The following is a 23,528-nucleotide window of genomic DNA, read 5'->3' on the forward strand; positions in this document are numbered from 1 at the left end:
ACTGGCACTAAGACCCAGAACGCTAAAGACCAGTAACTTCACCCGCCGCAGCTTGCTCAAAAAATCGCAGTACATACTCGCGGTTGGCGGGCTGCTGAAAGGTGGCAATATGCGGGCCCTCGTATTGTAATAAGCGCTTGGGCTGCCCCGCCAACTCATACAACCGCTGTATTTGCCCTGCCGCAACAATCGCATCCTGTTTGCCGTGAATCAACAATAAAGGGGTGGGCTGTATCTGCGCCACCACCTTCTCTAAATCGTATTCATCCCCCAGCAAACCCGCCGCCACCCACTGCCAAGGCCAGGTTAGCCAGTGCTTGGCAGCCGTCTCTTTCGCCATCTGCGGATAACTGGCAAAGCCGGCATCCAGCACTACCGCACTTAAGGATTGCTTTAGCTCAGGCTCAGTAGCCACCACATAACCCGCCATGGCGGCCCCCAAGCTCTGGCCCAAAATATAAACTGGCCGCTGCTGCGTTTGCGGCTGCTGTAGCAACCACTGCCAGCCCTTTTTAATATCCACCAATACCGCTGGCAAAGTAGGCACACCCGTGGACAGGCCATAGCCGCGGTAGTCCAACATAAACACTTGATAGCCACGCTGGGGCAGCCAATAAACGCTGGCGATGTGGGTACTAATGTTTTCGGCATTGCCGTGTAAGAAATACACCGTGCCTTTGGCGGGGCCTACTGCCGGTAAAAACCAGCCGTGTAAACTCGCCCCATCGCTGCTGTTTATACGCACATCCGTATAAGCCAAATCGATATCGTCCGGGCTGCGCACATGCTCTTTCATAGGATAAAAAAACAGGCTCTCGCAGCCTGCCAAGCACAGGCTTAAAGCTAGCAAACATAGCAAGCGCCTAGGTTTAAAAATAATGTCTAAAAGAAACACTGGCTTCGTTTACCTGTTGCGAGGATTGCAGACGACGATTAAACATAAAGCGCACGGCATTGTTTACATCGAGTGACCAGTTATAGCCCAAGCTCACGCTATTGCGCTCTACGCCATCGAGAAAACGGTAATGCTCTGCAGCCAATAAGGCTTGGTGCTTACCATTCCCCCACAATAAACCTAGTGCTGCGCCGGGGGCAAGATCCAGCTTTCTCTCCAAGCCATTATTATATTCCAAACGCAAGGTGGCCAAGGTATAAGCCGAGAGATCGCCATAAATCGTATAGGACAAACCCGCGCCGCCATTCACTTGGCTGGCCAACTCATCTTTCCCCCCCACCCACTGCCGCTCTAAACCGGCGTTGACCCGCCACGACAAGGGTTTGAAAAATTGATCTCTGGGCGCCAGCGATGCGATTTCTATGATATCCAAACGCTGCAACTGCACAGATTCATCTTCCTTAGCCCGTAATACTATGCGGCCCATATTTAATGAGGCTTTGGCGGGATAGCCATCTTGATTATCCAACAGGTCGTGGTAACTCATGTGAAATTCTATATCGGTATAGGTCTTGCTCTCCTCTTCACCCACCGCGACTGCCCACATTTTTGTTTTGTGGCCCAGCTCGGGCGCCACCGGCGTAACAATGGGCGGTAATTTTATAGGCGCATCGCCCTGTTTTATCGCGCGCAATAAGGCTAAGTTTCTACGGCTTACATGCTCATCGCGCGGCAAGCTATTGGTTTTATAACGCAGGTAACTGTAAGCGGTGTGTGCTACTAATTGCTGACGCCCCTCTGGCAATGCAAGATAATCCAAGCCTTGCAATAAGGCTTCATCTTCAGCTAAGGTCGCTGCTAAGTTTTGCTCCTCATCACTTAACGCCGCTAGCGCATGTTGCAATTTTACTTGGTTGGAGGGGCGATAATGCACGTCACTGATTAAACCCGCTTCGCTAACCACCCGCACGGTATCTATGGGTATGGCGACATCAGTAAATTGCGCGGTGAGCTCTAAACCGGGGCGGGCAATATCGAGTAGCTCCATTAACCGCAGCGCGCAGTTTTCATCAAAAAAATAATAATCAAAATTAACTAAGTTTAATTCCCAAGCGTGAGCCATAAACATAGCCAGCTCTGGCTCGGTAAAATCTAGGCGATATTCCCACAGGTCGCGGTTATCCATGCGCGAGTATTCTTTTACTTTTTCGTAATAGGGCTTGGCATCAAAGGTACCAGGGTAGCCGCCAAATAAACCGCGGTAGGCGTAGAGCAAGCCGTTTTCATTATCGGGAATATTGGCGCCAAAACTCAGCGCGTAAGACAGCAAGGTGGTGCCCTGTTCTATATTGCCGGGATCTACCCGTAAAAAAGTATGGCCGTACATGGATGAAGGGCTGTTGATATAACTAGAGGCAAACACTAACACCAACTGCGTTGCATCTATATTGCTGCGCCATTGTTCGTATTCATCACACGCTATCGCTGGTAACTGTTGTTTCAACTGCGGGTAATGTTTTAACAGCCACAGCTTTCTGGCGGGGTATTTACATTGGCTTTGTGGGTTTGCAACAAAAGCCTTCAGTGTCGCAGCTAACTCTGACTTAGGATCACTATGGCCGCTATCGCTAATAAAAAATGTTTTGTCATCCACATAGCTGTGAAATTGATTATGCCAAACGTTGGTGGGCTGCTTACTTTTATAATGCAGTAAATTTAACCACTGGCCGTCATGCGCCGCGTGTGCAAGCTCTTGTTCTGATAACTGATGGGTTAACTCAGCTGGCAATTCATTCGACTGCTCATTCGGCTGTTCATTCGACAATAAAGGCTGCCCAGCCATGGTTGCAGAATAAGCACAGCATAAGCCGACAACGACGAGCAATTTGGCAAAGCTCATACAGCAACGATCCTAAAAGGGGTGAAATATTAGAAAGTAGTGACGGCCAGAACGGCCGTCACGAAGTGCTTATGATACGTATTTAGCTAATTGTGCATCACTTTGCATCACTGACCACATAGAGGCTAAAACATGCTCAGTGGTCACATCTTCTGCGGGGAAAATTTTATCAAAGTTATTGTGCATGGCTAATTTAAAGGCCACGCGATCTTCAGCGTTAACACCTAAAGAAACCGCCACAGCATTTAAAACTTCGCCGTCACCGCGAGCAACATCTTCGCTAAATTCATCCAGCAAAGCGCCAACATTAATCATCTCTTTACCGCCATAGGTCAGCGTGCCGGAGGTGTTACAACCATTGGTGCCTGAAGTCATACCAAAGGTGGCGTTACCGCTAGTGCCGTTAGTAATAGAAGCCACTATATGCGAAGGTAAACCTGACTGACCGTCAAACAACATATTACCCCAACCGCAGTTTGGACCGCCGGGTGCCTCGGCCATGGCTACTGTTGAGCCTGCTAATAATATTGCGCTTACTATAATCCGTTTCATAATTGCCCCCTAATGGGATAGTGTTTATAAGTGTATTAATTGCGGTTTTTAAACATGAAGTAAAATGCCCCATTGCCGCTACCCAAAAAGACTATCACAGCTTTAGCAAAGATCAATCAATAAGAGCGTTAATGTTAAGCCTCTAATAAAAATGTGACGGGGCCGTCATTGGTTAAGCTCACTTGCATGTTGGCGCCAAACTGACCCGTTTGTATTTTAATCGATTTAGCTTTTAAGGCCGCAATCATATACTGGTATAATTCTTGAGCTAAGTCGGGTGGTGCGGCAGTAGAAAAGCCCGGCCGCAAGCCCTTATTAGTTTCCGCCGCCAAGGTGAATTGCGACACTAATAATAATTCGCCATTAATATCTTTAAGGCTGCAATTCATTTTGCCAGCCTCATCCGAAAAAATTCTATAGGCAATTAATTTATTTACCAGCTTATCGGCTTTGGCGGTGTCGTCGTCGCGCTCCACCCCCAATAACACCAATAAACCTTGTTGAATTTCGCCTACGGTTTCACCCGCCACAGTAACGCGCGCCTGCGTCACCCGCTGTAGTAATGCTTTCAATGCGTATGCTCGTAATAGTGTTATGGATTATCTTCAGGGCGTAGCCTTATCGCCATATCTTCAGTGGCGCGCACTAGCGCATCGGCAATACTGGGCTCGCCAGCTGAATGACCGGCATCACGAATAATATGCAGCTCGCTATCCTGCCAGGCCGCGTTTAAAGCCACCGCGCTATCTAGCGGACACACCATATCGTAGCGGCCGTGCACAATAATACCGGGGATGCCGTTTAACTTATCGATATTCTCAAGAATTTGATTGTCACCAATAAAAGCGCCATTTATAAAATAATGTGCCTCTATACGTGCCATGGCTAAGGCCTTGTGTGGCTCGCCAAAGCTCTCAGCTAAATCGGGGTTGGGCCGCAAGGTGGAGCAACGCCCCTCCCAAACCGACCAAGCTTTAGCGGCCTCCATACGTTTAATTTCATTACTGCCGGTTAATAATTCATAGTAAGCGCTAATAAAATCCTCGCGCTTATCCTCGGCAATAGGCTTGATATAGTCTTTCCAGTAATCGGGGAATACGTGATGAGCACCGCCTTGATAAAACCACTGCAACTCTTGCGGCCGGCACAAAAAGATACCGCGCAACACTAAACCCAACACACGCTCAGGGTAAGCTTGTGCATACAGTAAGCTCAGGGTAGAGCCCCAGGATCCGCCAAACAATACCCACTGTTCGATTTTTAAAAACACGCGTATCGCTTCTATATCGGCGATTAAGTGTGGCGTGGTATTAAGACTCAGCTCGGCATGAGGCGTAGAGCGCCCTGCGCCGCGCTGATCAAAGGTAATAATGCGGTATTTTTCGGGGTCGTAAAAACGACGACTATTGCCATCGCAACCACCACCCGGGCCACCGTGCACAAACAACACCGGTATACCATCGGGGCTACCGCTTTCATCGATATAAAGTAGATGGGGCTCATCAACTGCGAGCTGGTGGCGAGCATAGGGTTTGATTTCAGGGTAAAGAGGCAGCACAGCTATATCCTTATTAGAACGAACCGGCTAAGTATCACCCATATTAGCTGCATTGCCCATAACTAAGTCGCTTAGCGCTAGGCGTAAACGATACAGTCGCGCCCTTTGTGTTTGGCTTGGTATAAGCAGTGATCTGCCTGACATATTAAGTCTTGAACTTTTTGGTGTTGATCTCCAGACACCACGCCAAAACTCAAAGTGGGATGAACCTGATGACCCTCATACTGCAAGCTCAAATCTGCCACAGCCTCGCGCAGCTTTTGGGCCACTAACCTAGCGCTCTCGCTGTCGGTATCGGGCAGCACCACCAAAAACTCCTCACCACCCCAGCGTGCAACTACGTCTTCGTCACGCAGGGCGCTGCGCAGAGCATCGGCCACTGCGGCAATGACACAGTCACCACAGTCGTGGCCAAACTGGTCATTAATCTGCTTAAAGCGATCGATATCAGCCAGTATTAAACCGTAGCGCTCTTGCCGCTGCTGGCTGCGACGCTCTTGTTGCGACAGACACTCACGCATATGGTGGCGATTGGCTAGGCCCGTTAGCTCATCGGTGCTGGCCTGTATACGCAGGCGGTCGCGACTGGATAATAGCGAGCCTATAACTCGGCTGCGATCGTACTCCAGCAAAAAACTATACATACCCAACAGCATAAAAATACCTAAGAAACGCTCCTTGGCAATATACTCGCCGGCTATCAAAGGCGCAGCAATAAACATAGAGACAGTGGAGGGTGCAAAAAACACCACTATGCTCGCGGCTAACGCCACAGCAAAGCACAGCCCGCCCCAAAAATGCCCTAATAAAAAGAAAAAGGTGGGGGCCATGGTTAAAGCCCACAGCACATCGCCCTGCAAGTCGCCGCCCTTCAGCAGCAAATAGACATATAAACTGAGTATGGCTATAGCCACTATCAATTGCGAAGGCCAGTTCAATACGGAATCCGCATACCTACGGACTACCACGACATGCAAAGCCATTAATACTAATAAGCCGACACCGGCCAAGGTACGGCCAGCCATTAATAACTCGAAGGATAAAAAACCACAGTAAATGGCCATGCCAGTCAATAAGATAACGGCTAGATGGCGCTGCTGATCTACCTTGAGGCTCCAGTTGCTAAAACCGGGCTCAGAACCATAGCCAGAGCTAGCACTAGGGCGCCGCAGATAACGGGATAAGTGATAAGGACTGGTAGCAGTGCGCTGCTTGTCCTCATCGGCTGTCGATAGGGGGCTAAATTTATGTACTGTCACCTCAAAACCTCTATGTTCTGGGGGGCCTTTTACCGCTAACAGGCGTCCATTTATAATTTTTATTGGCCATCTCCTGATGGCTGCTTTGCTCTAACACTTCTGTGCTCTAACACTTTCACAAAGTGTGACGAGCATCACACTGCAGGAAGCATAGAGACTGCGCTGGTGCCAAGCAAGCGTTAACTTAGCACCAATTGCACTATCAAATAAGCAAATTGCCCTTTTGGTTATTTGGAGCGCTTACGCTCATTTTCCGTCAATAACTTTTTGCGTATGCGTATGCTTTTAGGGGTAACTTCTACCAACTCATCATCCTCGATGAATTCTAGAGCCTGCTCTAAGGTGTGCTTAATGGGCGGCACTAGCGTTAAGGCTTCGTCAGTACCTGAGGCACGTACGTTAGTCAGCTGCTTACCTTTTATGGGGTTAACCGCTAAATCGTTGTCGCGAGAATGAATGCCGACAATTTGGCCTTCATAAACTTCTACCGCATGCCCTAAGAATAAACGCCCACGGCTCTGTAGGTTAAACAAGGCAAAAGCCGCTGTTTTACCTTTAACCATGCTGACTAGTACGCCATTTTGACGCTTACCTACATCACCAATTTTAACCGGGCCGTAATGATCGAAGATACCGGTCATGATGCCTGAACCCGATGTCATGGTTAAAAACGCACCACGGAAACCAATTAAGCCACGCGAAGGCATAATAAATTCTAAGCGTACGCGACCTTTGCCGTCGGGCTCCATGTTAGTCATCTCGGCTTTACGCAAGCCCAGCTCTTCCATGATGGCACCTTGATGCTGTTCTTCAACATCGATAACCACTTGCTCGTAAGGCTCTAAGATTTCGCCATCCACTTCTTTTTGCACAACTTCAGGGCGAGACACAGCAAACTCAAAACCTTCGCGGCGCATGGTTTCTATTAATACCGACAAGTGCAATTCACCACGACCCGATACCACAAACTTATCAGGGGTGTCGCCAGCCGATACCCGCAGGGCTACGTTATGAATTAACTCTTGGTCTAGTCTGTCTTTAATATTACGGGTAGTAACAAACTTACCTTCTTTACCGGCGAAAGGTGAGTTGTTAACAATAAAGTTCATGCTAACGGTAGGCTCATCCACGCTTAATGCAGGTAATGCCTCAACCAGATCGGGGTCACACAAGGTGTCTGAAATACTCAAGCCATCGATACCGTTAATACAAACGATATCGCCAGCGGTGGCTTCTTGGGTTTCTACTTGCTCAAGGCCTAAGTAACCTTTTACGTTTAAAACTTTACCTCTACGCTCGTCGCCATTGGCGCTCTTAACAGTCACTTGCTGGTTAGGCTTTAACTTACCGCGGGTAATACGGCCTACACCGATAACGCCTAAATAGCTGTCATACGCTAGAGCAGATATCTGCATTTGAAATGCACCGTCAGGGTCTACCTGTGGCGCAGGCACTTGCTCGGCAATCATTTCATATAAAGGTGTCATATCTTCAGCCATAGCTTCCGGGTCGGTACCGGCAATACCATTAATGGCTGAAGTGTAAATAACAGGGAAATCTAACTGTTCATCGGTGGCGCCTAAAGAGTCAAACAAATCAAATACTTGATCCATAACCCAATCAGGGCGAGCACCGGGCCTATCGATCTTGTTGATAACAACAATGGGACGCAGGCCTTGCTCGAAAGCCTTAGAGGTAACAAAGCGGGTTTGTGGCATGGGGCCATCTACCGCGTCTACCAATAGTAATACCGAATCGACCATAGAGAGTACGCGCTCTACTTCGCCACCAAAGTCGGCGTGCCCGGGGGTGTCGACGATGTTGATGCGGTAGTCTTTCCACTCAATGGCGGTGTTCTTAGCCAGGATGGTGATACCACGCTCTTTCTCCTGATCGTTTGAGTCCATGAGGCGTTCAGTGCCTTCATCACGGCGAGCCACTGTGCCCGATTGGCTTAATAACTTATCAACCAAGGTAGTCTTACCGTGGTCAACGTGGGCAATAATGGCGATATTACGTAGATTCTCAATCACAAGAGGGTACCTAAAGCTGGTCAAAAAGGGCGCAAATTATACACGAAAGCCGGTTAACAGATAGTATTTATTCACCAATCGCTGCCGGCAACGCATTAATTTATAGGGATTAGCCTCCGCGCAGCACTTCTGCAGCGCTACAATTGCCGTTAGAATAGCGCACAACCCCTTTTTATTACTCTTTATAAAGCAGAGCTCAACATGTCTAAGCCCGTACTTATACGCCTAGTAATTATTAGCTTTTTAGCCATAGTGGCTGGGCTATTTGTTTACACTGATAGACAAGAGGCCCACTATCAGGCCACGGCCCCTGATCAAATCAGCGCCATGCTGCAGGATATAGACAGCTGGCAGGCGGCCGACCTTAGCCAACATCTTTCCAGCGCCGCCAAAAGTGTGGTTAGCCCTCAGCAGCTTAGCAATGTGCTAGACCTTTACCGCCCGCTAGGCCAATTTGAGCGCATAGAAGAGCTGCATTTTTCACGCCTAGCCAGCGCTTTAAGCCTGCTAGGCACCCGCTACATCAGTTATAGCGGCATAGTTCAATACAGCCGCGGCCACGCCGAGCTAACCATCACCCTAGTGCACGATGAAACCGCCCCTGACAGCGATAAGCTAAAAATATCCAATATCAATATGAGCAGCCCCGCCCTTGGGCTTTAGGGGTTGGTCGACAATAGCCAACGCCCATAGCGTAAAACAACTACCCATAAAAAAACTCCCTCAGCCCCATCAGGCTGAGAGAGTTTAACGATTTATTTGTTTGCTATAACCGGCAGCTAGAAACTACAGCGGGCGATACACCTTAACATTGCTATAGCCTTGCTCCACTAAGTGTGAGGCATGCAGGCGGCTCATCACACCTTTATCGCAATACAATAAATACACTTTGTTTTTATCCAGCTCGGCAAACTTGCCGTGCAATTCATAGAAAGGTATTTTTTCTACTGTCACATTGTTAATTTTTAAAGGCTTGCGCTCTTCTTCGCTGGGGTGACGCACATCAATAATAATGCCGTCTTGTATAGGTACGTTTAGTACCTCTACCTCAGTACTAGCCATTTCAGCTAAGTCAATTTTATCGATATTGACGAACTGGGCATTGGCCACAGCCTCATCAATTAAATCAAAGTTAAACTTTTCTTCCTGATTAACTATCCTATCCATCTTGGCTCTAGTGGTAGGCTTTACCGAAATCACGCCGCAGTACTCGGGCATCACAGCAGCAAAAGGCTCAGTGCCAATTTTTCTAGAGAGATCGATAATATCGCCCTTATCCATGGTAATTAGCGGCCGCAGCACCAGCATATCGGTAGCAGCATCCACCACTGTTAGGTTGGTCAGGGTTTGGCTGGACACCTGCGCAACACTGTCGCCAGTAACGAGAGCCTGCACGTTTAAAGACTCAGCCACTTTGGTGCCCGCACGCAGCATCATGCGCTTTAACACCACGCCCATTTGCGAATCATCTATGTTTTGTAAAATTTCTGATACCACCCCCTCAAAAGGCACGGTTACAAAACGCACCCGCGAAGTGGAGCCATACTTCAGCCACAAATACAGGGCGACTTCTTTCACTCCTATTTCGTGATCGCGACCACCTAAATTGAAAAAACAAAAATGGGTACGCATACCGCGCTTCATGGTGAGGTAGGTTGAAACCGTAGAGTCGAAACCGCCAGAAATCAAACTCAGTACCGGGTCTATGCTGCCTAGTGGAAAGCCTCCCAGACCGGCGTGCTTGTCGTTGACCACATAGAGCTTATCGTCGCGCACCTCTAAGTTTACCGTTACATCGGGGTCGCGCAGCCTTACCCCTGCCGCCGCAGTGTGCTGCAACAAGCCGCCGCCCACATAACGCTCTAAATCAGTGGAGTTAAAATCGTGCTTGCCCGCCCGCTTACAGCGCACCACAAAAGTCTTGCCCGTTAGCCGCTCACCCCAAATCTGCTGCGTTTTTTCATACACATCCTGCATATCCCCCAAGGGGAATTCCACCACATCCAAGAAGTAGGCAATGCCGGGGGTGCAAGCCAAGGTATCTATCATCTGCCCGCGCAGCTGCTCATCATTAGAGCTGCAGTGCACCACCAGCTTATCCCAGTCTTTTTGTATACGCACCGACTCATGCAACGGGCCTAGTAACTTTTTAAGGTTATCGCTAAGGTTCTTCACAAACTGCTTGCGCACCGGCTTGCTCTTAATCGTAATCTCGGGGAAAAACTTAACGATAAACTTCATAATGTCACTAGCCCTGTCAGGGGGATAAAAAATGGCCGGCAATTATACCCAGTTTAGCCCACAACAAAACGCTTAGCGGCCTAGACCCTTGCTAGAAAGATCCCAAAACCTCTTCACACAAAGCGCACCAATATCAGGCACAACCGCACCATGATGGTGCGCATGCAACTATCACGAAATGTGGAGGTAAAATAATCTCCTTATTAATCAGTTGGTTAGCAGGCCGCACAAGCTGGCATAGCGATTGCTAATAGCAAGCTATAGCCTGAACTTAGCTCGATGGCGAGGGAGCTGAGGTAAGCCAAGGCAAAACCCTATATACTCACTCGCAATCGAAACGACTACAGCTATAGTTGTAAACCATAGTTAATTAACAACCTTATAGAGAGGAAGCTCAACATGTCAGAGAACACTCTGAACCTAATTAAAGACAACGATGTACGCTGGGTAGACCTGCGCTTTACCGACACCAACGGTAAAGAGCATCACGTCACCATACCAGCTTCAGAAGTAGACGAAGGCTTTTTCGAAGAAGGCAAAATGTTTGACGGATCCTCTATAGGCGGCTGGAAAGGTATTAACGACTCAGACATGATTTTAATGCCTGACGACTCTACCGCCGTTATCGACCCCTTCACCGACGACGTCACCCTAAACTTGCGTTGCAATATTGTTGAGCCCACTACCGGTCAAGGCTATAGCCGCGACCCTCGCTCTATAGCGGAGCGTGCCGAATCCTATATGCGTGCCACCGGCATCGCCGATGCAGCCCTATTTGGCCCAGAGCCTGAGTTTTTCGTTTTTGACGACGTTAAATGGCATACCGAAATGTCTGGCGTAGGCTTTGAAATCAACTCTGAAGAAGCGGCTTGGTCCTCTAACAAAACCTTCACCGATGGCAACACTGGCCACCGCCCGGGTGTTAAAGGCGGCTATTTCCCAGTGCCTCCGGTCGATTCTTTACACGACCTACGTGGCGCCATGTGTAACGCTATGGAGGCCATGGGCCTAACCATAGAAGTACATCACCACGAAGTCGGCACCGCTGGCCAATGTGAGATAGGCGTAGGCCCTAACAGCATCGTACCTAAAGCCGATGAAGTTCAAATTTTAAAATACTGTGTACACAATGTGGCGCACGCCTACGGCAAAACGGCTACCTTTATGCCTAAGCCAGTAGTGGGCGATAACGGCTCTGGCATGCACGTACACATGTCTTTATCCAAAGACGGTAAAAACCTAATGTCTGGTGATGCCTACGCAGGTATGTCAGAAGAAGCTTTATTCTGCATAGGCGGCATTATCAAGCACGCCCGCGCCATTAACGCCTTTGCCAACCCAGCAACCAACTCTTACAAGCGTTTGGTTCCCGGTTTTGAAGCCCCTGTTATGCTGGCCTATTCGGCACGTAACCGCTCGGCCTCTATACGCATTCCTTATGTACCCAATCCTAAGGCCCGTCGTATAGAAGCGCGCTTCCCCGACCCCGCGGCCAACCCTTACTTATGCTTCACCGCATTGTTAATGGCGGCGCTAGACGGCATCCAAAACAAAATACACCCTGGCGATGCAGCCGATAAAGACTTATACGACCTACCGCCAGAAGAAGCCGCTGAAATCCCAACGGTTGCCTCTAGCCTAGAGCAAGCGCTAGAAGCCTTAGATGTAGACCGTGAATTCTTAACCGCTGGCGGCGTTATGGACAACGACATGATCGACGCTTACATAAAGCTGAAGAAAGAAGAGATACAGCGCTTAAACATGACGACTCACCCTGTTGAGTTCGCCATGTACTACAGCTGCTAATCACGGCTGTTAAGTGCTAAGCTAAAGCCCGCACCATCTCATGGTGCGGGCTTTTTTTTGCCTTGTATTTCACCCTAATGACGCCCGCCCTGACACAGGCTTATGCTTTACTCGCAGCTACACCACAACTACACCACAACAACCGCCACAGCGAGCCATAAGCACTATGAACAAATACAGCACTAGCGAGTCTATAACGCTATGCTACAAGTAAGTGTTAATTACCCAACTTATGAAGAGAGCCGCCATGCACAGCAACCTACGCCACCACCTATTGACCGCCGGCTTGTTGCTTACCAGCCTAGCACTGTGCAGCCAAGGCTATGCCGAGGTGTATAAAACCATAGACGAACACGGTAACCCCCAGTTTAGCGATCAACCCCAACCTGACGCCCAGCCGGTGGAGATAAAACAAACTAACACTGTTAAGCCCGTAACCGTATCCCCTGTTCGACCCAGCACTAAGCCGCAAAAACCCGATGCGATCTACCGCAACTTTGCCATTACCAGCCCCCGCGATGGCAGCCATATAGGTAACGGCTTGGCCCCCTTTAACGTTAGCCTTAGCGTGCAACCCAAGCTGCTGCAAGGCCACAAAATTCAGCTATTTATAAACGGCCAACTGCATAGCGCTGGCCGCGGCTTAAGCCGCCAAGTCGCTAGCATAGAGCGCGGCGAGCACAGCCTTAGCGCCACCATAGTCGACCAAAAAGGGAATGTGCTGATCAGCAGTGCCCCGGTAAACCTTACCGCCCAGCGCCCCAGCCTACTCAACCCCGGTAGAAATAGCCGCTCTGCACCCTGAGTCGCCCCTCCACACACCCAGCTCCATGCGCAACCCAATCATAACGCACCACTTTAGTGCGTTATGATTTATACTGCCCATTAGCATCTGCCCCGCATAGCACAGAGCAGCACTAAACCCGTGCCCTGCGCCGCTGGCAACAAGCTGGATTGAATATTGCAAGGTTGTCTATTTCAAAATAGCGTTAGGTATTACCACAACCACCTGTCACCCCTACAAGTATCCAAGACTATGTCGGCATCGCAGCTAAATATTAATATTCTCGATAATCTCAAAACCGCCATCGTGGTGGTGCGCCCCGATTTGTCCGTCAATTATATTAATACCGCCGCCGAAGCGCTGCTGGAGATTAGCGGCCGCCGAGTGATAGGTGAGGCCATCGATAGCTTATTTACCGAACTGGACCCCAGCGATAATGGCCTGCTGCATGCCATGCGCAGCTACAACACCTTTACCAAGCGCGAAGCCAAACTACAGCTCAATAACCGCAGCCTGATTACGGTGGACTGCGTAGTCACCCCCACTTACAAACAAGATCAAGTCAGCGCACTTATCGTCGAGCTACAACCGCTGGATTTAGTGCTGCGCATCAACCGCGAAGAGGCCTTGCTGGCAGCGCAGGAAAACGCCCACACCTTAGTGAAAGGCATGGCCCACGAAATCAAAAATCCTCTAGGTGGCCTGCGTGGCGCGGCACAACTACTGGCCAAGCAATTACCCAATAATGAGCTACAGGATTACACCAATATTATTATTGATGAGGCCGACCGACTCAGCAATTTGGTAGATCGCATGCTGGGCTCCAACGCCCTGCCCAATTTACAGGCCATTAATATTCACGAGATTTTAGAGCACGTAAAGCAGTTAATCGATGCTGAAACCAATCAACAAATCACCCTACTGCGCGACTACGACCCCAGCACCCCCGACATTACCGGCGACAAAGAACAGCTCATCCAAGCCGTGCTAAATGTCGCCCGCAACGCCATGCAAGCCCTGCAACGCCAAGCCATAACACCAGCAGAGCCGCAACCAGATCCAGAACTACAAGCAGATCAAAAACCACAGCCGCAAATTATTTTTAAAACACGGGTGCTGCGCCAATTTACGATAGGCAGCCATCGCCATCGCCTGGTCTGCCATGTAGAAATTAGTGATAACGGCCCCGGCATAGAGGAGCCACTACTCAGCCGCATCTTTTTGCCCATGGTCAGCGGCCAAGCTAACGGCACAGGCTTAGGTTTATCGCTGGCGCAAAATATTATCAACCAACACAAAGGCTTAATTGAATGCCATAGCCGAGCCGGTGAAACACTTTTTTCTTTATACATCCCCATAACCCAGAGCCGCAATAGCAATAACAACAACAAGGACTACGCATGAATGACGCCAGCACCGTTTGGGTAGTGGATGACGACCGCTCTATACGCTGGGTATTAGAAAAAGCCCTTAACCAAGCTGACATCAGCACCCAATGTTTTAGCTGCGCAGAAGATTTACTACAGCAACTCAAACAGCAACAACCCCAAGCCATTATTAGCGACATACGCATGCCCGGCTTAGACGGCATAGCCCTGCTGGATCAACTCAGCAGTAGCCACCCTCACTTACCGGTGATTATCACTACCGCCCATTCCGATCTAGACAGCGCAGTTAGCTCTTACCAAAGCGGTGCCTTTGAATACCTACCCAAACCCTTTGATGTAGACGATGCCGTGGCCGTCACTCAACGTGCTCTTATTCACGCCCAGCAACACAGCCAGCCACCGGCAGTCGCCAAGAACAGTGGCAGCAGTAAAATTATCGGCGCAGCCCCCGCCATGCAAGAAGTATTTAGAGCCATAGGGCGCTTGTCACAATCTAATATCACCGTTCTCATTAACGGCGAGTCGGGCACCGGTAAAGAACTGGTGGCCCACGCCTTGCACACCCACAGCCCGCGCACGCAAAAAAACTTTATCGCCCTCAACATGGCCGCCATACCCAAAGACTTAATGGAGTCGGAATTATTCGGCCACGAAAAAGGCGCGTTTACCGGCGCCAATGCCGTGCGGCAGGGGCGCTTTGAGCAAGCCAATAACGGCACCTTATTTTTAGATGAAATAGGCGACATGCCCGCCGATACCCAAACCCGTTTATTGCGGGTATTAGCCGATGGGATTTTTTACCGGGTAGGTGGCCACATTCCTATACAAGTGGATGTACGTATTATTGCCGCCACCCACCAAAACTTGGAGCAGCTAGTCGCCGCAGGAAAATTTCGCGAAGACTTATTTCACCGCCTTAACGTGATACGTATACACCTGCCGCGCCTCAGTGAAAGACGTGAAGACTTACCGCAACTGATCACACATTTTTTACAACAGGCCGCCAAAGAACTAAACAGTGAAACCAAAACACTCAGCCCGGAAGCCGAACAGTTTTTATGTTCACTGGATTGGCCGGGCAATGTGCGACAACTAGAAAACACCTGCCGCTGGATTACGGTAATGGCCGCCAGTAATGAAATATATCTTAGCGACCTGCCCCCCGAGCTAACCAGCCCCAACCGCCTAAACAGCCACACGGCAGCTACTACTAGTAGCTGGCAGCAAAGCCTTAGTCTATGGGCACAGCAAGCGCTAAGCTCGGGCCAGCAGGATATACTCAAACTGGCACTGCCCGAATTTGAAACCTTAATGATTACTGCAGCGCTAAACCACAGCAAGGGCAAAAAACAAGAAGCAGCAAAACTACTAGGCTGGGGGCGTAACACCCTTACCCGAAAAATGCAGGAATTAAACATGAGCTAACCGGCAAGCAAGCTAACTATAGCTATACTACAGGCATCACTTCACCCTATTGCCCATAGGTGGTTACATGAAAAAGGCCCTACTGCCCCTTCTGCTTTGCTCAGCCTTAACTAACGTCACCCTAGCTGCCGAGCCAGGAAATTCCCGCACTAACACCCACAAAGGGGCTTATGCAGGTTTGGCTTTTGGCGCTAGCGACTATGATGATGGCGAGTTATTCGAGCAGCTGCGAGTGAGTAAAAGCCACAACCTCACACGCTTATACGGCGGCTATCAATTTAACCGCTACTTCATGGCCGAAGCCGCACTGACCAGCTTAGGTGAACATGAAGCCAAAAATACCCAAGTCGATATAGACACCACCTTTAGCGCGTTAATGTTTTCTGTGATCGCCCAGTACCCCAGCGATTTTGGCTTAGCGGTTTATGGCCAACTAGGGCTGGGCTTGGTGAGTGTTTATCAGGAGTATCACTACATCAACCCTAACACCAACTTAATAGAAGGTGATGATGACGAAAGCGATGGCGCTTGGCTGACTGGGGCTGGGCTTAGCTATAGCGCGCCACAACTTGAAAAACTGCGCTTTCGTTTAGGCTGGGAGCGCTATTACCACGACACCGATATTATCACCGCCAAAAATGGCTATATCTTTAGAGATAGCCAACAACAAAAAATTGATGTGTACTACTTAGGCGTTAGCTATCGCTTTTAACGGCTAGCGTTATTTTTTGCGACGTTCGCAGCGCTCACGGCGATCATCATCATGCATTTGCTGGCTAAGGCCAAAGTTTAAACGCCTATCCAACTCCTGCTCGCGCCTGTCATCGTGATGTTGATAACGGCATGCACAACGCGCAACCGAACAACCCGCCAAAGGCAGCGAGGGCACATCCCCCACCAAGTAACGCTTACTCTGATTAGCCATTGCCGCCGCACAGGCATGCTCCTCGCAACAGACACTAATGGCATGATATGGATTAGCTGGTGCTTTTTCGGCGGGGCTAATTCCTGCACGCACTCCTACACGCCCCGCTGCACGCTTGGGTGATTTTTGACTTCTTGTAACGGGAGCTTTAAGGTTTTTTTTATTATTAAGGGTAAAAAATACTGCTGCGGCCAATACTGCACATAACAACCACCACATAATACATCCTCATTTTTATTGTTTATTGTTTTTATAGGTTTTTAGCTTGTACTTCTATGCTGCGAAATGCCTGCTCAGTCGCCGGGCCGCAAACGCCCTCGCTGGTAATCGTATAATAAATATCGCCAGCAATCTCTCTAAAAATGCATTCACCCTCAACTACACCGCAACCTTCTAGAGCCAAGAATGTAAAACTAAAAGGAGCTGCACAGGCATTCTTACCCGTAGTGCTAATATCATTTAACATCCGCTGAGCACCACTTTCAGCAGCCATAAAAGCGCGTGCCGATAATACCTCACGCGCCACCGACGCACTACTGGCGGTAAGCACCTGCACCATGGCCGCCGCTAAAATGCTAAGTGCCACTAAAATAAACACCACAATAATAAGAGATATACCCTGTTGTGCTTTTTTGTTACTCATCACTCAGTCTCGCGCCAATAAATAATTTTGTCATGGCCACGATAAGAACCAAAAGTAACGCGGGCGCTAGGGTTATCGGAAAAAGTACCGTCGGCATCCCAGTCGTATTGCAACCAACTATCGACTGTGAGAGTAAACTCTAAACTGCCGGTATTACCTGCACCCGGCCTAGTAATAGTGATGTGCTTGGCGCTGTCAGGCAGGCCTCCACTCACCGTAGCGGGCGCACCGGGAATAATGAGCGGCGCATCAACATAACATTCTAAGGTATCCGCAGTAGGCGGGTCAGGGTCATCACAAGTATAAGTCCAAGCATCGTACCGGCTGTCACTATCATTAGTGTTAGTCACAAAGGCCGTGCCATCCCAATACTGCAGCTCAAAAGGTAGGTCCAAGCTACCTGCAGGCGTTTCGGGGCCGTAGGCGGGCGGTATATACACACGGCCGTAGTATAAATCCATGGGTGTACTACCCAATTGCTGGTGGTCATCCCCGGTTGGAGCAACTGTATCTATATCTAAAGCCGTAGCCAGCTGGCTAATGCCATCGCTATCGGTAATCAGCAAACCCACTACCACATCATTGAAAGGGTCATCAACGGCACTGGCATTGCGCGCAATGGTTAGGGGCACACTAATCACACCCGATTTACCGTCAGCCATGGTGGCAATAATCGCTGACGGTGTTAACCGTGAGTTTAAAGAGACGCCTACATCATCTACTGCGCCATAACTAATCTGGCTATTAATATCGAGTTTATTGTAAAGGCCGGTATAGTTTTTGGTGCGTACGCCATTGGCATTCACCGCATGAATTTCATACTGGGCGATAAACTCTTGGCCTAAATAGGAGTAACCACTGCCGCCTGGCAATATGGCGTCTGTATCCACGATAAAGTGATGAGGGGTGAAGCGGCCGACATAATCTAAGGTGGTGGTAACATTACCAGCGCCCAAATAATCACTACTGGCCACACCCGCAGTAAGCGCAATAATACCGACCTCATCCCAACTGTAATTACCGGTGTAAGTACCGTCAGCTGTTTTTGTTAAAGAGCCGCTTAAAATACCCGCCTCGGCAGCTATCGGCCCCGGTCCCACCAAGGCGTGACTGAGGCTAACTGATTCTGGCGCACTCTCGTTACCGTAATTAGGAGTAATATCACCCTCCGCGTCCAACACTAATACCGTTACTGGAAAATCAGTGCCTGCGGTTATAAACGCGTTACCTGATGCATCGGTGGCCGCTGGATTACCTGCTATTTGTATTTCAAAACTTGCTGGTTTAACAACAAACGGATTGCTGCTACCCGCGGTACTGCCATCAGTAACAGTTAATAGTATTTGACCTACATCTTTATATTTTTCGGTAATAGAAGCCTGACCACTTACAAAAGTTACATCTATAGCTGAGCTAATAGCATTGCCATTAATAGTCGGCAATAAGCTACCGGTAGTAGGGTCGGCGTAGCTATGGGCAAAGTTTAAACTTTTAACACCTTGGTAAGACTCAATCACACCACAGCTTGGATCTGAAGGAGTAGTGCCAAAGGCGGCAATGTGAATAGCAAAATCACTGCCCGCCGTTTGAGCAACCACAGAAAGATTTGTATCTATGGTATTAGGTGGGTTATTCACCAAAGCACTGCCGGTAATAGTAAAACCACTTTCAGAAAAGTTAAGGTTGCCCTCTAGGTCATCATCACTGGCACTGCCATCGTCCGCTGAAATATTAATACTTAAAGGTACCGTAGTATCGGTGTCGCCGTGATCTAAATTAAACACCGCGACGCCATTATCATCAGCGCCTATGACATTGCTATAAGTGTAGGTCGCTATGCCATCGTTAGCTGTAGCATCGTTAAAGCTGCCCTCACCTGTTAACAACGTCCAAGTACCTATGCCACTATTGGTATCTAATGTGATCGTCCCGTTATAATCTTCGTAAGTTGTATTATCTGCATTCTCAGCAGTAACCGTTACCGGAGTGTTGAGGCAATAAATAGCATTAGTGTTGTGATCTATATCAAAGTGATCGGGACCGGAAGGGACATCTATAGTCGCCTCTGCTATTTGATCGGTAATCACCGCCGCGCTGGCATTGCTGATTAATAAGCGAAATACACCGCTGCCCGCGCTTGCTGTAGGAATAGAAATTGTTGTCGTAGTGCTGCCTGCCGGTATGGTAACGGTTTGAGTAGTCGTAGTGCCGGTATAGTCCACACCCGATATTGCCGTGCCATCTACCGTTTCATAGTCAACGGTAATATTACTGCCGTAGCTAGCATCCAGCGTTAAGGTAAATACGGCCGTATCACCAGCGGCCACGGTAATATCGGCGACAGTTAAACTAGGTGCATTTGAAGGTACGTCATCATTGGTATCGTCTTCGGTATCACCGGTAGACTGCGCCGTTACAAAATCCCAATCGCCAGTACCATCGGGTTTGCGGCGTATACGCTTTTCACCGCCACCGGATTTACCACTGGCCGTATCGTAAGGCAAAGTGGCAAAACAGCTACTGTCTTTTTGCGGCTGATAACTATCATAGGTTAAGTAGTCAATGGTATTACCACTGGCATCGGTGAATAAAATATCAAAGCCGTCATCAAAGCTTATATAGTCACCGGGTAAGGTTGCACCTTTCAACACTAACCAAGGAGGTGTGGTATCGGAAAAACTGCTTACACTAATTTGGCTGGTACAGCCTGAGCCACTATTTTCGCAAATTCGTATACGCCAATTTGAATACACGCTGTAAGGTATATTGGTGTCTAGTAATTTAAGCTCGACTAAGTCATTGGCATGATTACGGCCATTTGATCTATATTTACTAACTTCATTAATGCTAGCTAAGCCTACATAAGAAGAGCAGGCCGCAAATAATTGCTGCGAAATAAATAACAACATCAAACTAATGACAGCGGTATATTTATTTAAGCGCTGAGCATTTCTCACGGCACATTCCTCACAAACACTTCGTGGCTAAAGCGTACCCATTCATTACTGGCTTGGGCATTGCTAAACCGAAAGTCCACATGTACAACAGCGCTTCTAGCCAACACCCCTGGCGTGTAAGTAAACGGCGTAACCGCACTGATATCAACGAGCTGTATATCCACCGCCAAAGGGAACCCCACGCCTAGCGTGGCAACATCAGTGGCTTGGTTTTGTAGCCAGCCATAGCCATCGTGACGAACCAGTTCCTTATTGCGCACACAAAAACTTACCGGTTCGTTGATTATATAAAAACGCTTAGAACTGGATTCACTGCGAAACTTATGGCCGGGCGGAGTGAAATTAGTAAAGTTAACTTGCCGCTGTAGATCGGTATAAGCACCCGCCACTGAACCCAAATCCACTACCGCTTTGCGGTTATATTGATAAACATCTTTGTTTTCTATGCTATGCACCGCCACTCGCTGATCAGTGTCTGCAGTATAGTTAAAACCCGCAGCCTGTAGCTGGGCATAGTGACCATCGGCCACAAAATTCAGATAAGAGGAGGCGGCAGCGATAGGGGCAAACTCTATGCACTCATCCTTTACCCTTATGCTACCGGGCAAGGCGCTGCGTAGTTCACGGCTCACCCGCTCTACCGCAAAGCGACCCTGCTGGGTTAATTCGGCGCGGCGCGTGCTGTCGTTATAAATACGTACACTATCGCCTATAAATATAGTCGCCCCGGCCGAGAGTAAGCCTAGCAATACAATCACTGAGACTAATTCGACTAAGGTAAAGCCCTGCGCTTTTTTTATAGTGGGGATCATTTAAAAATTCCCCTTATACACCTTAAAGGTGATGGCCGTGCCTGCGCCAGATACGCCGGGGGGGAATACCTTAACGATAATTAATTTGGCGCTGTGATTAGTATCTGCTGTGCCGTCATAGTTGCCATCATATACAACACAGATATTCATTTGAAAGCGACCAAAATCTTCCAAGGCGTTACCGGCATCGGCAGTTTTATTTCCTAAGGCATCTTCAATATCAAAAAGGCCGCTGCAATAATCATTGTAATCATCAACATCGTCATAGGCAGCTCGGTTGGATTCACCTTCTGGGCCCATAGTGATGGTGCAAGGTGGTGCGCCTACAGCATCGCAGGCGGGTACACCACCCACGGGGGTATTTTCATCAAAGGGACGGCCCAAAATTTCATCAACCAAAGCCTCGCCTAATTTGGCAGCGCGGGTTTGAAATATAGGCTCTATGGCACGCGGGGCTTGATTAAAGAAGAAGTTAGCCAAGGCAGTAAATGCTAAAGCGGTAACGACCATAGAAGCAATCACCTCGATAAGGGTAAAACCTCTCTCGCGCTTAGCGCGGCGCGCATTAACAGGCATGTACATACCCTACCGGATTGACACAAACCGCTAAGCCCATAGCTGCTATGTTTATTTTTTGTTCAAGGGAAAATTGCGTACCGACCGAAGGGCAGCCATCAAGAGCATTGCCCAAGCCATCAAAAAATATTCGCGTATCCACTATGGCTACATCGGCATCAACCACTATGCCATTGCGCCATTCTTCAGTGGGGCCAATTTTTTCAAAAATAGGGCCCGCTAAACGCACCACAGAAATGACGTTGCTGGTGATATCGAGAAAGTAACAAGAGCTGGGGTTTCTATCGTACATGGCACGCTGTTGCGCCATGCGAGCAGCGGCAATAATTTGATCTTGCGCGGAGTAAGCCGAGAAATCGTTAGTGCCAGTAAAGGAGGGAATAGCCGCAACGGCTAAAACACCTAGCAACACCATCACCGAAACGAGCTCGATGAGGGTGAAGCCAGATTGGCTGGCTGCTTTTGGGTTTTTCATAGGCGGCCAACAAAAAAGAGCAAAAATTTGCTCTGAATTAATTACAATTCGATTTTGTCACTACTACATCGGGAATATCTGTTGCAGCTGTTGCCTCAGTAAACTCTAGACGGCAAGTTGCTGAATATCCCATGTAAACTGTTACACCACCAGCTGTAGTTGGAGGCGCAGCAGCCATTGTTGTATCTGTAGTCCACGCGCCACCAAGTAGAAAGCCTTCTCCATCTATATCAACAGCCGTCGGGGTACCTAAACCTAAAGAGTAAGCATTGATGTGGCCATTAGTAACATAAATATCGAGGGTACCATCTGCATCGCTATCAATTTGGGCAACACCGCTTGTCTTAGAATCCAATAATGCTCTAGCAAAAATTTGCGTATCGGCTCCTTGAATAGCGCCTTTAATACCCTGCAAAGTTGCTTCCTTCGCATCCGCCTGCAAGTTAATAAAACGCGGCAAAGCCGTCACAGCCAATATACCTAGTAACACAATAACGGCTACCAATTCGATTAGGGTAAAACCCGATTGTTGTTGTTTCATGGTGTTCCTCTCTTTCTTATAAAAATTATAATACTAGTTAAGGTTGGGCTTGGTGATAATCACCTCGCCGTCTGCTAAATCATAATCAAAGTAATGGGTGGCCACGGCACTGGGCTTACCATTAACGATTAATTCGTATCGGCATATATCGGCGGTATTGCCGGTGTCATCACCGCCCGCTTGATCGATTACCGAAGCAAAATATTTGGCATTCACCCTGTCGTTAGGGTTGGTGGTGATAGCTGGTGCGGTTTGCATCACGCTTAACCACACCTCTACACACTCGGTGGCGGTTTGGCTATCTTCCGAGGCGTCGCTGGCGGGATCAGTATTGGCAGGCCAGCCCGACTCATTCATATAAATAATTTTGCCATCCAGGTTAATAGCTACTTTATTGCTGGGCGAGGTATTGCTGCCGCCTTTAAAACCATCCACCAACCACTTGGCGCGGGCAATATTGATGCCGGTGACAAAGCCTCCCGTCATGCCCTCTAAACTGGCAATTTCGGCCTGTTCGGTGACATCTAAAAACCGCGGTAGCGCCTGAGCCGCCAATAAACCAATAAGCACGATCACCACTACCATTTCGATAAGGGTAAAACCCGCTTGCTTTCGGCCTGCTGTAATCTTGTTTTTATTCATTTTTTCATTGTACTCATCGCAATATTGCAAGTATAGACAATAATTTAGGGTTTACTTCTAATACTTTACATTAATTTGTAATTCAGTCTCTAGTCTCTAGTCTCTAGTCTCTAGTC

The 23,528-nt window shown here is 48.6% G+C and carries 22 protein-coding genes; 6 read left to right on the top strand and 16 right to left on the bottom strand.

The genetic code is table 11. The features are described 5' to 3' along the window. Positions 1-22: 22 nt before the first annotated feature. The 7 genes from B067_RS0100660 to typA all read right to left on the bottom strand — a co-directional run bounded on the left by B067_RS0100660 (position 23) and on the right by typA (position 8,197). Positions 23-895, bottom strand: a complete 873-nt coding sequence (locus B067_RS0100660) for an alpha/beta hydrolase (protein WP_019528112.1) — start codon at positions 893-895, stop codon at positions 23-25. Next, entirely contained in the window at positions 870-2,795 is a 1,926-nt protein-coding gene (locus B067_RS19230; RefSeq protein WP_019528113.1) for an Lnb N-terminal periplasmic domain-containing protein, read from the bottom strand. The genes B067_RS0100660 and B067_RS19230 overlap by 26 nt, the downstream gene beginning before the upstream one ends. Positions 2,796-2,864: 69 nt before the next feature. Then, entirely contained in the window at positions 2,865-3,347 is a 483-nt protein-coding gene (locus tag B067_RS0100670; protein WP_019528114.1) for a DUF3015 domain-containing protein, read from the bottom strand. Positions 3,348-3,481: 134 nt separating this feature from the next. Next, positions 3,482-3,919, bottom strand: coding sequence for a D-aminoacyl-tRNA deacylase (gene dtd, locus B067_RS0100680; protein WP_019528116.1), 438 nt, complete (start codon positions 3,917-3,919; stop codon positions 3,482-3,484). Between the two features lie 20 nt (positions 3,920-3,939). Beyond that, positions 3,940-4,905, bottom strand: a complete 966-nt coding sequence (gene pip, locus B067_RS0100685; protein ID WP_019528117.1) for a prolyl aminopeptidase — start codon at positions 4,903-4,905, stop codon at positions 3,940-3,942. Positions 4,906-4,982: 77 nt separating this feature from the next. Further along, positions 4,983-6,164, bottom strand: coding sequence for a GGDEF domain-containing protein (locus tag B067_RS21070; RefSeq protein WP_019528118.1), 1,182 nt, complete (start codon positions 6,162-6,164; stop codon positions 4,983-4,985). 227 nt (positions 6,165-6,391) lie between these two features. Next, a complete protein-coding gene (gene typA / locus B067_RS0100695; protein WP_019528119.1) occupies positions 6,392-8,197 on the bottom strand; it encodes a translational GTPase TypA in 1,806 nt (601 codons plus the stop codon). A 201-nt stretch (positions 8,198-8,398) separates the two neighbouring features. Between typA and B067_RS0100700 the strand changes: the two genes are divergently transcribed. Continuing rightward, positions 8,399-8,860 (top strand): hypothetical protein, encoded by a 462-nt coding sequence (locus B067_RS0100700; RefSeq protein ID WP_019528120.1) that lies wholly within the window; start codon positions 8,399-8,401, stop codon positions 8,858-8,860. 123 nt (positions 8,861-8,983) lie between these two features. Here the strand turns inward: B067_RS0100700 and thiI are convergent, their stop codons facing one another. Next, on the bottom strand, positions 8,984-10,438 hold the full coding sequence (thiI, locus tag B067_RS0100705) for a tRNA uracil 4-sulfurtransferase ThiI (RefSeq protein ID WP_019528121.1): 1,455 nt from the start codon (positions 10,436-10,438) through the stop codon (positions 8,984-8,986). A 399-nt stretch (positions 10,439-10,837) separates the two neighbouring features. Here thiI and glnA point away from each other — a divergent pair, with 399 nt between their 5' ends. From glnA to B067_RS0100730, 5 genes are all read left to right on the top strand, one after another. Beyond that, entirely contained in the window at positions 10,838-12,244 is a 1,407-nt protein-coding gene (gene glnA, locus B067_RS0100710) for a glutamate--ammonia ligase (protein ID WP_019528122.1), read from the top strand. 247 nt (positions 12,245-12,491) lie between these two features. Then, positions 12,492-13,049 carry a DUF4124 domain-containing protein gene (locus tag B067_RS0100715; protein WP_169335531.1) on the top strand — a complete coding sequence of 186 codons (558 nt, stop codon included), beginning with the start codon at positions 12,492-12,494 and terminating at the stop codon, positions 13,047-13,049. Between the two features lie 231 nt (positions 13,050-13,280). Beyond that, positions 13,281-14,432: a two-component system sensor histidine kinase NtrB gene (locus B067_RS0100720; protein WP_019528124.1), complete on the top strand. Its 1,152-nt coding sequence runs from the start codon at positions 13,281-13,283 to the stop codon at positions 14,430-14,432. Then, positions 14,429-15,841: a nitrogen regulation protein NR(I) gene (gene glnG / locus B067_RS0100725; RefSeq protein WP_019528125.1), complete on the top strand. Its 1,413-nt coding sequence runs from the start codon at positions 14,429-14,431 to the stop codon at positions 15,839-15,841. Before B067_RS0100720 ends, glnG begins: the two co-directional genes overlap by 4 nt. Positions 15,842-15,908: 67 nt before the next feature. Further along, a complete protein-coding gene (locus tag B067_RS0100730) occupies positions 15,909-16,553 on the top strand; it encodes an outer membrane beta-barrel protein (protein ID WP_019528126.1) in 645 nt (214 codons plus the stop codon). A 9-nt stretch (positions 16,554-16,562) separates the two neighbouring features. Here B067_RS0100730 and B067_RS21075 read toward each other — a convergent pair whose 3' ends face one another. From B067_RS21075 to B067_RS22220, 8 genes are read right to left on the bottom strand one after another with little or no spacing between them, the layout of a single operon-like run. Continuing rightward, positions 16,563-16,985 (bottom strand): hypothetical protein, encoded by a 423-nt coding sequence (locus B067_RS21075; protein WP_019528127.1) that lies wholly within the window; start codon positions 16,983-16,985, stop codon positions 16,563-16,565. Between the two features lie 31 nt (positions 16,986-17,016). Continuing rightward, positions 17,017-17,409: a pilus assembly PilX family protein gene (locus B067_RS0100740; protein WP_019528128.1), complete on the bottom strand. Its 393-nt coding sequence runs from the start codon at positions 17,407-17,409 to the stop codon at positions 17,017-17,019. After that, positions 17,409-20,366 (bottom strand): DUF6701 domain-containing protein, encoded by a 2,958-nt coding sequence (locus tag B067_RS0100745; protein ID WP_019528129.1) that lies wholly within the window; start codon positions 20,364-20,366, stop codon positions 17,409-17,411. Before B067_RS0100745 ends, B067_RS0100740 begins: the two co-directional genes overlap by 1 nt. Continuing rightward, positions 20,363-21,178 (bottom strand): PilW family protein, encoded by an 816-nt coding sequence (locus B067_RS0100750; RefSeq protein WP_019528130.1) that lies wholly within the window; start codon positions 21,176-21,178, stop codon positions 20,363-20,365. The genes B067_RS0100745 and B067_RS0100750 overlap by 4 nt, the downstream gene beginning before the upstream one ends. Then, positions 21,179-21,754, bottom strand: a complete 576-nt coding sequence (locus B067_RS21080; protein ID WP_019528131.1) for a type IV pilus modification PilV family protein — start codon at positions 21,752-21,754, stop codon at positions 21,179-21,181. It abuts the gene before it with no gap. Continuing rightward, a complete protein-coding gene (locus B067_RS22210) occupies positions 21,744-22,229 on the bottom strand; it encodes a type IV pilin protein (protein ID WP_019528132.1) in 486 nt (161 codons plus the stop codon). The genes B067_RS21080 and B067_RS22210 overlap by 11 nt, the downstream gene beginning before the upstream one ends. 37 nt (positions 22,230-22,266) lie before the next feature. Beyond that, entirely contained in the window at positions 22,267-22,770 is a 504-nt protein-coding gene (locus B067_RS22215; RefSeq protein WP_019528133.1) for a type II secretion system protein, read from the bottom strand. A gap of 33 nt (positions 22,771-22,803) precedes the next feature. Further along, positions 22,804-23,412: a type II secretion system protein gene (locus tag B067_RS22220; protein WP_019528134.1), complete on the bottom strand. Its 609-nt coding sequence runs from the start codon at positions 23,410-23,412 to the stop codon at positions 22,804-22,806. Between the last annotated feature and the right edge of the window lie 116 nt (positions 23,413-23,528).

It is taken from the genome of Dasania marina DSM 21967 (genome assembly GCF_000373485.1).
GTDB classification, from domain to species: Bacteria; Pseudomonadota; Gammaproteobacteria; order Pseudomonadales; family Dasaniaceae; genus Dasania; species Dasania marina.

Coding starts and splice junctions, on each gene's coding strand:
- B067_RS0100730 (WP_019528126.1), top strand. CDS start 15,909: ATGAAAAAGGCCCTACTGCCCCTTCTGCTTTGCTCAGCCTTAACTAAC.
- glnA (WP_019528122.1), top strand. CDS start 10,838: ATGTCAGAGAACACTCTGAACCTAATTAAAGACAACGATGTACGCTGG.
- B067_RS22220 (WP_019528134.1), bottom strand. CDS start 23,412: ATGAATAAAAACAAGATTACAGCAGGCCGAAAGCAAGCGGGTTTTACC.
- B067_RS0100720 (WP_019528124.1), top strand. CDS start 13,281: ATGTCGGCATCGCAGCTAAATATTAATATTCTCGATAATCTCAAAACC.
- B067_RS22210 (WP_019528132.1), bottom strand. CDS start 22,229: ATGAAAAACCCAAAAGCAGCCAGCCAATCTGGCTTCACCCTCATCGAG.
- glnG (WP_019528125.1), top strand. CDS start 14,429: ATGAATGACGCCAGCACCGTTTGGGTAGTGGATGACGACCGCTCTATA.
- B067_RS0100740 (WP_019528128.1), bottom strand. CDS start 17,409: ATGAGTAACAAAAAAGCACAACAGGGTATATCTCTTATTATTGTGGTG.
- B067_RS0100700 (WP_019528120.1), top strand. CDS start 8,399: ATGTCTAAGCCCGTACTTATACGCCTAGTAATTATTAGCTTTTTAGCC.
- B067_RS0100750 (WP_019528130.1), bottom strand. CDS start 21,178: ATGATCCCCACTATAAAAAAAGCGCAGGGCTTTACCTTAGTCGAATTA.
- B067_RS22215 (WP_019528133.1), bottom strand. CDS start 22,770: ATGAAACAACAACAATCGGGTTTTACCCTAATCGAATTGGTAGCCGTT.
- B067_RS21080 (WP_019528131.1), bottom strand. CDS start 21,754: ATGCCTGTTAATGCGCGCCGCGCTAAGCGCGAGAGAGGTTTTACCCTT.
- B067_RS21075 (WP_019528127.1), bottom strand. CDS start 16,985: ATGTGGTGGTTGTTATGTGCAGTATTGGCCGCAGCAGTATTTTTTACC.
- B067_RS0100715 (WP_169335531.1), top strand. CDS start 12,492: ATGCACAGCAACCTACGCCACCACCTATTGACCGCCGGCTTGTTGCTT.
- B067_RS19230 (WP_019528113.1), bottom strand. CDS start 2,795: ATGAGCTTTGCCAAATTGCTCGTCGTTGTCGGCTTATGCTGTGCTTAT.
- thiI (WP_019528121.1), bottom strand. CDS start 10,438: ATGAAGTTTATCGTTAAGTTTTTCCCCGAGATTACGATTAAGAGCAAG.
- B067_RS0100670 (WP_019528114.1), bottom strand. CDS start 3,347: ATGAAACGGATTATAGTAAGCGCAATATTATTAGCAGGCTCAACAGTA.